The following is a 12,610-nucleotide window of genomic DNA, read 5'->3' as shown; positions in this document are numbered from 1 at the left end:
TGTATAAATTTTTAGTCAGTTTACAGCATTGTTTCCATAGCGCAATCTAGTGGACATCATAAGATTATTGAGCAATCCGTGTTCACTTATCTTACCTTCACTCCTTATCCATTAGAGAAAATCATGGCAGAAAAAAAACCAAACATTCTTTTCATTATGGCAGATCAACTAGCAGCTTCTGCTCTACCCTTTTATGGACACCCTCTTGTTAAAACCCCAAACTTGAGTTCGCTCGCACAAAATGGTGTCGTCTTTGACTCAGCCTATTGCAACAGCCCACTTTGCGCCCCCTCTCGATATGTCCTTATGACAGGTCAACTGCCGAGCAAAATAGGCGCTTATGACAATGCCGCTGACCTTTCGGCTGATATTCCAACATTTGCCCATTACCTACGAGCACAAAACTACAAAACCGCCCTATCAGGAAAAATGCATTTTTGTGGCCCAGACCAACTGCACGGGTTTGAAGAGCGCCTTACTACAGACATTTATCCAGCCGATTATGGTTGGTTTCCAAATTGGGATGATGTAAAAACACGCCCTACTTGGTACCACAACATGTCTTCTGTCACTCAAGCTGGACCTTGTATACGCAGCAATCAGCTAGACTTTGATGATGAAGTCGTATTCCACGCACAACGTTACCTATACGACTATGTAAGACGGGAGCAAGATCGTCCTTTTTGCTTAACGGTATCCATGACACACCCTCACGACCCATACGCCATTCCGCCCGAATACTGGGACAGATATGAGGACGCTGAAATCGATCTGCCGAAAATCACTATTAAAAAAGAAGACCAAGATCCTCATTCTGCTCGCTTGCAAAACGTGTATGACTATTACGCTCAAGATTTAAGTGAGCAACAGATCCGTAACGCTAGACACGCCTATTATGGTGCCATCAGTTATGTCGATGATAAAATTGGTATGCTACTCAAAACGCTGAAAGAAACGGGAGCTCGATGACAATACCATTATTGTCTTCTCTGGCGATCATGGCGATATGTTAGGCGAACGCAACCTTTGGTATAAAATGTCCTTCTTTGAAGGGTCTGCTCGTGTCCCCATGATCGTTCATGCCCCCAATCGCTTTACCGCAAAACGGGTTAAAGAGTCGGTTTCCACCATAGACTTATTGCCCACTTTCCTTGAAATGGCAACGGGCACTTCCAATCATGAATATGCCATGCCAATACAAGGCCGAAGTTTAATGCCACACATTCAAGGCAAAAGTGGCGCTCACGATGAAGTAATTGGTGAATATTTTGGCGAAGGCGCCATAGCGCCACTGCTAATGATACGAAGAGCGCAATATAAGTATGTCTACTGTCACATCGATCCAGAACAGCTCTTTGATCTCGACAACGACCCCAATGAATTAGTAAATCTTGCGACTAACCCAGAATATGCTGATTTACTCCGAAGCTTCAAAAAAGAAACATTAGCGCGTTGGGATTCGGACGCTCTTACCCAAGACGTAGTCATCAGCCAGCGTAGACGTCGATTAATTGTAAGCGCCATGAACAAAGGCAAAAAAACAACATGGGATCATCAACCCATGTTCGATAGCAGCGAAATGTATATGAGAAATCACATCGACCTCGATGATTTGGAAAGTCGATCTCGCTTCCCTAAAGTTGAATAAACCAAATACATAAAAAAGCTACATCACAAATAGGAGCACACCAATGAAGAAAGCACTTCCTTTTAGTGTCGCAGGACTAAAAAGCCTAGGGATAGCCAGCCTACTGATTGGCAGTAGTTTCGCCATATCTGCCGCACCTGAGCAATGCAAAAAAGTGACGTTTAGTGACCCTGGTTGGACTGATATAGGTGCCACAAATGGCATCGCTATCACCCTTTTAAAAGCCATGGGATACGATACGCAAGTATATTTACTCAGCGTGCCAGTTGGATTTGAAGGCTTAAAAAACGCAGAAATAGACGCCTTCATGGGGAACTGGATGCCCGCACAATCCACTTTTATTGATAAATACAAAGACAATGTAGACGTGGTCCGCACCAATTTAGAAGGTGTAAAATTCACCTTAGCCGTTCCAACATACGTTTTCGACGCAGGCGTCAAAGACTTCGCCGACCTGCATAAATTTGGCAAAGAATTTCATCAACGAATCTATGGTATTGACGCAGGCGCACCAGCCAATCAAAAATTGCAAAATATGATAGACAACAACGACTTTAGCTTACAAGACTGGAAAGTAGTAGAGTCAGGCGAACAAGCCATGCTCTCTCAAGTGGCAAGAAGTGTAAAACGTGACAATTTTATCGTGTTTCTTGCACTGGGAGTCCCCATCCAATGAACGTAAATTTTGACCTAAAATATCTAACAGGTGGCGACGAGTATTTTGGCCCTAATTATGGTGGTGCAACCATTCAAACCCTAACTCGTAAAGGCTATGCAGATGAGTGTCCTAATGTTGGCAAACTATTAAGTAACCTCGAATTTAGCCTAACAATGGAAAACGAGATCATCGACTCAAATGAAAAGCCAGAACAAGCAGCGGCAAATTGGATCAAGGCTCACCCAGAAGTACTTGAAAAATGGCTGCAAGGCGTGTCTACCTTTGAAGGAAATCCTGCATTGCCGGTCGTAAGAAAACAACTGAACATCCAATAAACCCATGCCTTTAAAACAAAAACCGCCTGTTTTTTAACAGGCGGTTTTTTGTTTTACATAAGTGAACCAAAGCAACGTTTGAATAAAAAGCTACTGACGTGTTAAACGGTCATTCCCCAATACTAGAGGCATTGTTGAGCGATAAGGATTGATATCCAAACCGCCACGTCTTACATAACGCGCATAAACGGTGAGATTCTCAGGCTTACATTGGCGCATGATATCAATAAAAACTCGCTCAACGCATTGCTCATGAAAGTCCGTATGTTCACGAAACGAAATAACATATTTCAACAAACTTTCGTGGTGAATTTTAGGCCCTTTATAATCAATAAAAACCGAAGTTCCAATCAGGTTGATTGGTAACCGGACAATTGGATTTTAAAAGATGACTCACCAAACGCTCTTCAACCATCCCCATGGTCTCGTCAGTTGTCAACAAGCTCGCGTTAGGATGATATTCCGATACATCAACATCTAACTCATCCACACAGTAGTCAGGTGTTAACACTACCAAAGAGGCCATCGAATCAACGTCTCGAATAATCACGGTCACTGTCGCCCCTGCGGCGGCAGATAAATCCTTTTCAAGAATCGCCTGCACCACTTCAGCAGACTCATAACGCATTTGATTCAATGAATTCAAATACAATTTAAACGATTTAGACTCAATAATATTTGGCGAGTCACAAGGCAAACGAAATTCGGCCAAAGCAACGATCGGCTTACCTTTTAAGTTTAACCATGACAATTCATAAGCATTCCAAACGTCCTCACCATAAAATGGCAAGCGCTCAGATTCAATCCCCATTTCAGTCCATTTGTCCACTCTCGCAATGGGAAAAAGCAACCCTGCATCATACTCAGAAACATACTCTGTTTGCTGACCTAAGGGTAAAAAGCCCATATACATTACCTCAATTTCTAATACCTTTGCCCTGATTGAGCAAACGCAGACCAAAACCAAACAACACCACAATAAAAACACTAACAATCACCAGCGCCCAATACACATTAATATCAGAAACGCCTAATACGCCAAAGCGAAATGCATTCACCATATATAAAACTGGGTTTAACAAAGAAACCGACTGCCAAAAGTCTGGCAATAAATCAATCGAGTAGAACACACCACCAAGATAGGTTAACGGCGTCAAAATAAAAGTGGGCACAATAGAAACATCGTCAAAATTTCTCGCATAAATGGCATTAACAAAGCCACCGAGAGAAAACATAATGGCCGTCAAACACACTACTAAAACAGTTAAAAACAAATTTTCTAATGCCAAATGCGTAAAAAACAACGACAGCACGGTGACAATTAAGCCAACGCACAACCCTCGCGCTACACCACCTAATGTATAACCGAGTAATATTACCCAATTTGGGGTAGGTGATACCAATAACTCTTGCACACTATGCTGGAATTTTGCAGAGAAAAACGATGACGAAACGTTTGAGTAAGAGTTAGTAATGACAGACATCATAATCAGGCCTGGCACAATATACTGCATATAACTAAAACCGCCCATCTGCCCGATTCGATCACCGATCAAATTGCCAAAAATAGCAAAGTATAATGTCATCGTAATGGCAGGAGGCAATAATGTTTGTGGCCAAATTCGAGTAAAACGACGAATCTCTCTCACTAAAATCGTATAAAATGCGACCCAAATTTCCGAATTTTTCATCTATCTAGCCTTTAATTAATTTAACGAAGAGGCTTCTTCGAGTCGATTAGACTTATTGCGCATGCTAACAACATTAATCGATATGGCATCCAACGCTTTAAAAATAGCGTTGATTGATTGCCCCTTAACAACTTCAACCTCTACTGAACTTGCATCTTTACCTACCACAACACTAAAACCGGGTAAAGACCAACCAGTCGGTAAGCATGAATCCAAATCCAGAATAAACGTCTCTTGATTCAGAGTTTTCAATAACGCTTTCACACTGGTATTTTCGACAATTTCTCCTGCATTGATAATCGCAATATTACGACATAACTGCTCAGCTTCCTCTAGGTAATGCGTCGTTAAAATAATCGTCGTGCCTTGCTCGTTTAATTTTTTAATGAACTCCCACATAGAACGACGCAACTCAATATCCACGCCAGCTGTAGGTTCATCTAAAATAAGTACCTCAGGCTCATGTATCAAGGCCCTCGCTATCATTAACCGCCTCTTCATTCCTCCAGACAGCATACGGGATTGATCATTTCTTTTTATCCCAAAGATCAAGCTGCTTTAAATATTTCTCAGCCCTCTCCTCAGCAACGGAACGACTTATTCCATAGAAACCGGCTTGAGTAACAACCACATTAAAAACAGTTTCAAATACATTAAAATTAAATTCTTGTGGTACCACACCTAAGTATTTTTTTGCTCTGGCAAAATCTTCATCAATATCTGTACCAAAAATAGAAACACTACCTGATGTTTTATTCACCAAAGAGCACAAAATACCTATAGTGGTAGACTTACCAGCGCCATTTGGCCCCAATAACGCAAAGAAATCTCCCTTTTCAACTTTTAAATCGATACCTTTTAACGCCTCAAAACCACTTCCATAGCGTTTTTTAAGGTCACTAATTTCGATTGCATATGTCATAATTGAAGTTCTCGTACGGCAATGCCGACTAAAATAGTTACTTACTTGAATAGGTTTTTATTACGTGGAATCACGCACACAATACATACTTAACGCTTTTGCTGATTTGCGTCAGCGCATTGCAGAACATGCTCCTTTTAACCAACCAGAACTGGCTGAAGAAGAATTAGACTTCTTAGAAACATGGGACCAACTAATAAAAAACATACAGAATACCTCCCACGACTACAGCTTTGATGCCCAAGAAGTATTATCACGCTTCATACGTTGCTACGCAAACCTAGTCCCGCTGATCAAACGGGAACTATTGTGGTTTGTCGGCGGAGAATGCTTACACTTTTTAGGTGATGAGGAAATTGCGCTTTATCAACAGCTGGAAGAACACCTTTATGATCTAGATAGCCAAAATAAAAGCTACGATATTCAGGAACAAATCAATATATTACGCGGCGTAACAACCCAAATTCATTAGCTATAGTTAACGAAAACGGTCGGTGATAGACCGACCGTTATTACCCAAAAAGAACAAAGCCAAATTGCTCTTAAGATAACGATTTCAAGATATTTTCTTAAACACCAAGGTACCGTTTGTACCACCAAAACCAAACGAGTTATTTAAAACAACGTCTATTTTGCGTTTTTGCGGGGTTCCTGGAACATAATTTAAATCGCAACCCTCACCTGGCTCTTCTAAGTTAATGGTAGGTGGAGCAACTTGATCACGAATGGCTAATATCGAAAAAATCGACTCAACCGCGCCGGATGCCCCCAATAAATGCCCTATCATGGACTTAGTGGAGCTGATAGCAACATCAGATGCATCCGCCCCCATCACAGCCTTAACGGCCTGAGTCTCAGCTAAATCACCAGCTGGAGTAGATGTACCGTGAGCGTTTATATAATCGATATCCAACGGCTCTAGCTTAGCGTCTTTTAATGCTGCCCTCATAGCCGAAGCTGCACCCTCTCCACCTTCTGGTGGCGCTGTCATATGATAAGCGTCATCACTCATACCAAAGCCAGCCAATTCAGCGTAGATTTTTGCTCCACGTGCTAGGGCATGCTCGTATTCTTCTAGCACCAAGATACCGGCACCGTCTCCCATGACAAAACCATCACGATTTTTATCCCATGGACGACTTGCTGTTTTATAATCATCATTTCGCGTCGACAGTGCTCTAGCAGCACCAAAGCCACCAATACCAAGTGGCGTAATCGCCATTTCAGCGCCACCGGCAATCATCACATCAGCGTCACCATATGCAATCATACGGCCCGCCATACCAATGTTATGTGTACCAGTGGTACAGGCAGTCACAATCGATATATTGGGGCCTTTAAAACCAAAACGAATCGCAACATGACCTGAAATCATATTAATAATCGCGCCTGGAACAAAAAAAGGAGAAATACGCTTTGGACCTGATTCATTCAATAGCTCTAGATTTTTCTCAATCATTGGTAAGCCACCAATGCCAGAACCTATCGCACAACCAACTCGGCTTAAATTCGCCGTATCGGAATTAAGATTAGCATCATCCAAAGCCTGCACGGCAGCAGCGATACCATACTGAATAAAAAGATCCATCTTGCGGGCTTCTTTCACGCTCATATACTGAGTCGCATCAAAACCAGTTACTTGTGCCGCAAAACGAGTGGAAAATTGGCTTGCGTCAAAAGAGGTGATCTCCGATACACCACTTTTACCTTCCAATATGTTATCCCACGTATCTTTCACATTATTGCCAAGGGGTGTCACCATTCCCATTCCTGTGACTACAACCCGACGACGAGACATAAGATTTCTCCAGCAATTCGCCCTCAACTCTCAGGGCTATTAATAAGAAAAGCCGCTGTAACGAATACAAGCGGCTTTTCGGAAAACTCAGTTCACCAATATATTACAAGTTAGCGTTGATGTAGTCGTTCGCTGCTTGTACGGTAGTGATTTTTTCAGCTTCTTCATCAGGAATTTCAGTATCAAATTCCTCTTCAAGAGCCATTACAAGCTCAACTGTATCTAGGGAATCTGCACCTAGGTCATCAACAAAAGATGCTGAAGCAACAACATCTTCTTCTTTAACGCCTAGTTGTTCACAAACGATTTTTTTAACGCGTTCTTCAATGCTACTCATTAGAAGTTCCTACTCTACTCATTAACAGCTCAGTGTGAGCATATTATAAAATTCGATCACCTAAAAGGCGTGATTCTCGACATGAACCGGAGATGTATTTTCGTTGAATTAAACATAAAATTCAACTCAAATTACGACATATACATACCGCCATTGACATGTAATGTCTCTCCGGTGATGTAAGCGGCGCCATTTGACGCCAAAAACGCGACTGCCGCCGCAATTTCTTCTGGTTGACCAAGTCGTGATGAAGGCACTTTTTCAACCAATTTGGCTTTATGCTCCTCAGGTAAGACCTTAGTCATGTCGGTTTCAATGAACCCTGGTGCAACACAATTCACTGTGATACCACGAGACGCAATTTCTGCTGCTAGAGAACGGCTAAAACCTTCTAGACCTGCTTTTGCTGCAGAATAATTCGTTTGCCCGCCGTTGCCCATAGAGCCAACAACCGAGCTGATGCTAATAACACGGCCAAACTTTGCTTTAGTCATGCCGCGCAAGCAAGCTTTTGTAACACGAAATACAGACGTTAGATTCGTATTTACTACTTGATCCCACTCCTCTTCTTTCATCCGCATCATGAGGTTATCACGAGTAATACCCGCGTTATTTACCAAAATAGTTGGCGCCCCAAACTCTGCTGTAATCTCTTTTACAACAACATCAACTGATTCGCTTGATGATACATCTAGCACCCAACCTTTACCATTAACGCCAAGGTATTCACTAATACTTTGCGCACCAGACTCACTCGTTGCTGTACCAATAACAGTCGCACCTTGCTCAACTAGAGCGACAGCAATCGCTTTACCAATACCGCGAGTAGCGCCTGTTACCAGAGCCACTTTTCCTTCAAGACTCATGCTTGTCTCCAACAATATAGTTTGAATCGAATACTTTTCGAACAAATAAAAACTCTATTTACGCAGGTAAAGCCGCTTCAAAGCCAGCTAGATCACCAAGCGAAACAGTTTCCAAACCTTTAACAATGCGTTTATTCAAGCCACTAAGCACTTTACCAGGACCACACTCTATTGTAGAGGTCACACCCAATTCAGCCAGCAACATAACGGATTGCGTCCACAATACTGGCTCGCTCAACTGAGACACAAGATTGGCTTTGATCACGGCAGGATCTGATACTGCCTGAGCGGTAACATTTTGCACCAAAGTGCAAGAAGGCGAATGAAACGTAATTGTTTCAAGTTTTTCCGCCAACTTTTTACCCGCTGGAATCATTAACTCGCAATGCGAAGGCACACTAACAGGCAACGGCAGTGCTCGTTTAGCACCCGCTTCTTTCGAATTCACCATAGCCGCTTCTACCGCAGCAACATGACCAGCAATAACCACCTGACCAGGAGAATTGAAATTGACCGCACTCACGATCCCAGGCGCAGCGTCGCATGCAGCCACGACCTTATCATCGTCCAGACCAATAATTGCAGCCATTGCTCCTTCACCTGCTGGCACCGCTTGCTGCATGTATTCACCGCGTAATTTAACAAGTTCTACAGCATCAGTAAACGCTATTACGCCCGCACACACTAAAGCAGAATATTCTCCAAGACTGTGGCCAGCAACATACGCAGGCTTTTCACCACCCTGCTGCTCCCACAAACGCCACAAAGCAACACTTGCGGTCAAAAGCGCAGGCTGTGTTTTGTCTGTTTGGCTCAATTTCTCTGCGTCGTTTTGCACAAGATCCCACAAATCGTAACCAAGCACAGCAGATGCCTGTGCGAACGTTTGCTCTATTACATCATGTTTTTCTGCCAAATCCGCCAACATTCCCAATTGCTGAGAACCTTGCCCTGGAAAAACAAAAGCTAATTTACTGCTCATTTAATCTCCTGACTCTAAAGCTTCATTACAAAGACGCGTTTCAATCGCTGAATACAAATTCGCTCGCGCAATATCGATACCATATTCTATCGCGCCTACCATAGCCGGCAAATCAGAACGACCATGACCCTTTACCAAATTGCCACGCACACCCACAAGGCAGGCCCCATGCCTACGCTCAGTTTGGTAAAAAGTCTCAAATAACGAGGACGCCCCTTCTGCTTTTTTAAATTTGTTCATCATAAAGGAAAGCAGACCCTCAGATGCCTTTAATACGGCATTCCCAACCATGCCATCGCAAACAATGACATTTTTCTCCCCTTCAAATAGCTCTGTGCCTTCCGCATACCCAAGATAAGTCGGCCACACTTTACTGGCTAAAAGCCTATTTGTCTCTCGAATAACCGCACTCCCCTTAGAGCTTTCAACACCGACGTTCAACAGACCAACTTTTGGAGCCTCACCACTCAAAGCTTCAACATACGCTGCACCAAGCTCAGCAAAACCTACTAACATAGATGGCGGACAATGAACATTCGCTCCCAAATCCACCAAACATCGAAGTGGATTAGAATAAAGTTCTCTAATTAAAGCCGGATAAAGTTTAGGACGCAACACCCCCAACAAATGACGAGCAAGCGCCACCATAGCACCTGTATTGCCTAAGGTGACAACAACATCCGAAGACCTATTCACTAAGGCATTCAAAGATTGGTAAAGCGTACTATTGCGACGACGAAATAAAGACAAAACAATTTCTTCATCTCCATCAATCACATCGGAGCAAGCAATCAAAGACAAACGTTTATGAGGCTTAGGAAGATCCAAACCAGAATGAGGGGAATAATACACAGTAATGACGACATCTTCATGGCGAGAAAGAATCTCTATTGCACCGTCAAATGCAATGCGGGGACCTAAGTCCCCGCCCATAGCGTCTAAAGCTACCCTGATCATGGGTATCTTAGTTACTCACCTTTAGGGGTGATAACTTGACGACCACGGTAGAAACCATCAGCAGAAATGTGGTGACGACGGTGAATCTCACCAGTAGTCTTTTCTACAGAAAGAGTTGGACCAGTCAAAGCATCGTGAGAACGGCGCTGGCCGCGACGTGAACGAGTTACTTTACTTTTTTGTACTGCCATTTTTGGAGCTCCTAACTTTACTTGGCCTTTAATTGGGCCAATATACTAAATGGATTCGGTTTTTCGTCATCCGGTGCGTCATCGGTAGACGAGGCATACTTTACAGCTGTTGGGTTGCAACCACTTTCTTCGTGATAAGCGACAATGGGTAAGGCAAGTATAATTTCTTGCTCTACCATATCTGCTAAAATTACTTCACCATCGGTCATGACAACAGGATCGTAATTGTACGGTAGGTTTTTCGCATGGTCTTCGTCGTAGACGAACCCCAAGGATAAATCCAACGCTAGATCATGTGTAACGGCTCCCATACAACGCTGACAAACAACTTGTACTTGAGCGGTTAATAATCCAGTAGCAATGTAACGCCTATCCTCATCAACTCTAAAGTCTAGATGAATAAAAGCATTACCCTCATCAGAGGCTAATATAGCACAAAGCTCCTTAAATTCATTAAGGGGCAAGTACCCTTCGAACGCTTGCTCATTGCTTGCGTATTTTCGAGGGTCAAAATATTTAGGTAACGTATCATTCAACATGGCGGGGGATAATATTGCTAAGGACCCATTTTGTCAAAGTCTAACTGCCCTTAAAGCACTTTTTTCTCTTTTTTACGCCAATGGAAGCAAAAAAAAGTAAAATACACTCTCATTTTATTAAAACGATGAAAAAACAATGCCAAATAAACTCATATTAGGGTCCTCCTCACCCTACCGAAAAGACCTTCTCAAACGCTTAGGCGTCCCCTTTGAATGCCACTCCCCCAACATTGACGAAACCCCGTTACACCCAGAATCTGCTGTTGATTTAGTCAAGCGCCTAAGCATTGCCAAAGCGTTTGCTGTGGACCGTGAACGACGGGGGACGGATCACACACCCAATGGGATCATTATCACCTCTGATCAAGTGGCCGTTTTAAATAATAAAATTTTAGGCAAACCTCACACCGTAGACAATGCGATAAGTCAACTAAGTCGTTTTAGCGGTAAAAAAGTCAGTTTCCTAACAGGGTTATGCGTATTTAATCAACAAGACCAGTCGTATCAATATACACTAAGCGAATATCACGTTTATTTTAGAACGCTTACTCTCAATGAAATTCGCCAATACGTTTTACTTGAGCAACCACTTGATTGCGCTGGAAGCTTTAAATGTGAAGGCCTAGGTGTCTGCTTATTCGATAAAATGGAAGGAGACGACCCTAACAGCCTTATTGGGTTGCCATTGATATCACTCTCACGTCTGTTGCGTGAGACTCGACATCAACCCAATAGGCTAAAGACTAAATGGCGTAAAGACCGTTAATACCCTTTTGGAAATGAAAAATAACTCGACGTCGGCGATTCCAAACCGTCAATCGCCTTGAGAGCCACTTCGTAACCAAAATCAATCAACTCCTTTGCCCGCCAAAACTCATAAAAGCCTGAAATATCTTTTGGCATAGAAATAAGCAAGTCAGGCGGGTAGCCAGCCAACTTGTATTGCGTAAGGGACTCCTGCATGGTTTCAAACATCATATTAATTGTTTGAAGACGCCCCCAGCTTTCAGGTGAATACTTGGGCTTTTCCTCCAAATCGTCGCCTTTTTCTTTTACAAAAAAACCTTTCGCGTTCAACCACCAAGCAGGCGCACTAGACGTTGCCTCAGGCGCGTCTTCTAACATACCTTCCGCTGGCCCATTCAGATCCACCGCAATAATATAATCCGCTCCAGCAGGCACAGAAGGGATAATAGGCAGCGGATTCAATACCCCACCATCAACGTACATTCGACCATTTAACGGCACAGGCGACACTATCGAAGGAATGGCGGATGAGGCCCGCATTGCACTGATCAGATCTCCTCGCTGAAACCAAAACTCTTTTTGATTCAACAAATCGACCGCAACAGACGTGTAGTCTATCGGCAAAGACTCAATCACAGGCGTTCCTATCATACTTTGGACCTTTTCAAAGAAACGGTCGCCCTTTATGTAACCACCATTCAAAAAGGACATATCCAACAAACGCAACACACTCACCCGATCTAACGATTCAGCCCACTCACGATACTCAGGCAGTTTACCTGCCGCAAAAACACCGCCGACGATAGCGCCAATCGAGCAACCCGAAATACTAATAATCTCATAGCCGCGCTCTTCAATGGCCTGAATAACACCAATATGCGCATGACCACGCGCTGCTCCACTACCCAATATCAGAGCAACTGTTTTTTTCGAGTTCAC

The 12,610-nt window shown here is 43.1% G+C and carries 15 protein-coding genes and 2 pseudogenes; 6 read left to right on the top strand and 11 right to left on the bottom strand.

Annotated features, from left to right (window positions below):
* Positions 1-123: 123 nt before the first annotated feature.
* From betC to ONZ52_RS24970, 4 genes are read left to right on the top strand one after another with little or no spacing between them, the layout of a single operon-like run.
* The gene (betC, locus tag ONZ52_RS23850) at positions 124-969 is read left to right on the top strand and encodes a choline-sulfatase (RefSeq protein WP_265221051.1); all 846 of its coding nucleotides are present in this window, start codon (positions 124-126) and stop codon (positions 967-969) included.
* 37 nt (positions 970-1,006) lie between these two features.
* Positions 1,007-1,648: a sulfatase/phosphatase domain-containing protein gene (locus ONZ52_RS23845; RefSeq protein WP_265221050.1), complete on the top strand. Its 642-nt coding sequence runs from the start codon at positions 1,007-1,009 to the stop codon at positions 1,646-1,648.
* A gap of 43 nt (positions 1,649-1,691) precedes the next feature.
* A complete protein-coding gene (locus ONZ52_RS23840) occupies positions 1,692-2,324 on the top strand; it encodes a glycine betaine ABC transporter substrate-binding protein (protein ID WP_321160411.1) in 633 nt (210 codons plus the stop codon).
* The gene (locus ONZ52_RS24970) at positions 2,321-2,641 is read left to right on the top strand and encodes a glycine betaine ABC transporter substrate-binding protein (protein ID WP_321160410.1); all 321 of its coding nucleotides are present in this window, start codon (positions 2,321-2,323) and stop codon (positions 2,639-2,641) included. Before ONZ52_RS23840 ends, ONZ52_RS24970 begins: the two co-directional genes overlap by 4 nt.
* Before the next feature lie 90 nt (positions 2,642-2,731).
* On the opposite strand, the pseudogene queF reads toward ONZ52_RS24970, so the two are convergent.
* The 3 genes and pseudogenes from queF to ONZ52_RS23825 form a co-directional block, all read right to left on the bottom strand.
* Positions 2,732-3,548 (bottom strand): annotated as a pseudogene (gene queF, locus ONZ52_RS23835) (NADPH-dependent 7-cyano-7-deazaguanine reductase QueF).
* A gap of 10 nt (positions 3,549-3,558) precedes the next feature.
* The gene (locus tag ONZ52_RS23830) at positions 3,559-4,332 is read right to left on the bottom strand and encodes an ABC transporter permease (protein WP_265221049.1); all 774 of its coding nucleotides are present in this window, start codon (positions 4,330-4,332) and stop codon (positions 3,559-3,561) included.
* A gap of 4 nt (positions 4,333-4,336) precedes the next feature.
* A pseudogene (locus ONZ52_RS23825) lies at positions 4,337-5,254 on the bottom strand (ABC transporter ATP-binding protein).
* A 64-nt stretch (positions 5,255-5,318) separates the two neighbouring features.
* Here ONZ52_RS23825 and ONZ52_RS23820 point away from each other — a divergent pair.
* On the top strand, positions 5,319-5,726 hold the full coding sequence (locus ONZ52_RS23820; protein ID WP_265221048.1) for a PA2817 family protein: 408 nt from the start codon (positions 5,319-5,321) through the stop codon (positions 5,724-5,726).
* 84 nt (positions 5,727-5,810) lie between these two features.
* Here the strand turns inward: ONZ52_RS23820 and fabF are convergent, their stop codons facing one another.
* From fabF to ONZ52_RS23785, 7 genes are all read right to left on the bottom strand, one after another.
* A complete protein-coding gene (gene fabF / locus ONZ52_RS23815) occupies positions 5,811-7,052 on the bottom strand; it encodes a beta-ketoacyl-ACP synthase II (protein ID WP_265221047.1) in 1,242 nt (413 codons plus the stop codon).
* A 103-nt stretch (positions 7,053-7,155) separates the two neighbouring features.
* On the bottom strand, positions 7,156-7,389 hold the full coding sequence (gene acpP / locus ONZ52_RS23810) for an acyl carrier protein (RefSeq protein WP_012069834.1): 234 nt from the start codon (positions 7,387-7,389) through the stop codon (positions 7,156-7,158).
* Between the two features lie 131 nt (positions 7,390-7,520).
* Positions 7,521-8,255, bottom strand: a complete 735-nt coding sequence (fabG, locus tag ONZ52_RS23805) for a 3-oxoacyl-ACP reductase FabG (RefSeq protein WP_265221046.1) — start codon at positions 8,253-8,255, stop codon at positions 7,521-7,523.
* Between the two features lie 58 nt (positions 8,256-8,313).
* Complete coding sequence (gene fabD, locus ONZ52_RS23800; RefSeq protein WP_265221045.1) at positions 8,314-9,237, bottom strand: ACP S-malonyltransferase; 924 nt, start codon at positions 9,235-9,237, stop codon at positions 8,314-8,316.
* On the bottom strand, positions 9,238-10,194 hold the full coding sequence (locus ONZ52_RS23795) for a fatty acid synthesis protein (RefSeq protein ID WP_265221044.1): 957 nt from the start codon (positions 10,192-10,194) through the stop codon (positions 9,238-9,240). It abuts the gene before it with no gap.
* 11 nt (positions 10,195-10,205) lie between these two features.
* Positions 10,206-10,385, bottom strand: a complete 180-nt coding sequence (gene rpmF, locus ONZ52_RS23790) for a 50S ribosomal protein L32 (protein WP_265221043.1) — start codon at positions 10,383-10,385, stop codon at positions 10,206-10,208.
* 17 nt (positions 10,386-10,402) lie between these two features.
* Entirely contained in the window at positions 10,403-10,924 is a 522-nt protein-coding gene (locus ONZ52_RS23785) for a YceD family protein (protein ID WP_265221042.1), read from the bottom strand.
* Positions 10,925-11,060: 136 nt separating this feature from the next.
* On the opposite strand from ONZ52_RS23785, the gene ONZ52_RS23780 reads away from it, so the two are divergent.
* Positions 11,061-11,690 (top strand): Maf family protein, encoded by a 630-nt coding sequence (locus tag ONZ52_RS23780; protein ID WP_265221041.1) that lies wholly within the window; start codon positions 11,061-11,063, stop codon positions 11,688-11,690.
* On the opposite strand, the gene ONZ52_RS23775 is transcribed toward ONZ52_RS23780, so the two are convergent.
* Positions 11,687-12,610, bottom strand: coding sequence for a patatin-like phospholipase family protein (locus ONZ52_RS23775; protein ID WP_321160409.1), 924 nt, complete (start codon positions 12,608-12,610; stop codon positions 11,687-11,689). The two genes, ONZ52_RS23780 and ONZ52_RS23775, sit on opposite strands and share 4 nt — an antisense overlap.

The organism is Marinomonas rhodophyticola, assembly GCF_026113935.1.
Lineage (GTDB): Bacteria > Pseudomonadota > Gammaproteobacteria > Pseudomonadales > Marinomonadaceae > Marinomonas > Marinomonas rhodophyticola.
The sequence above is the reverse complement of the archived record's forward strand: the minus strand, read 5'-3'. Positions and strand labels throughout refer to the sequence as shown.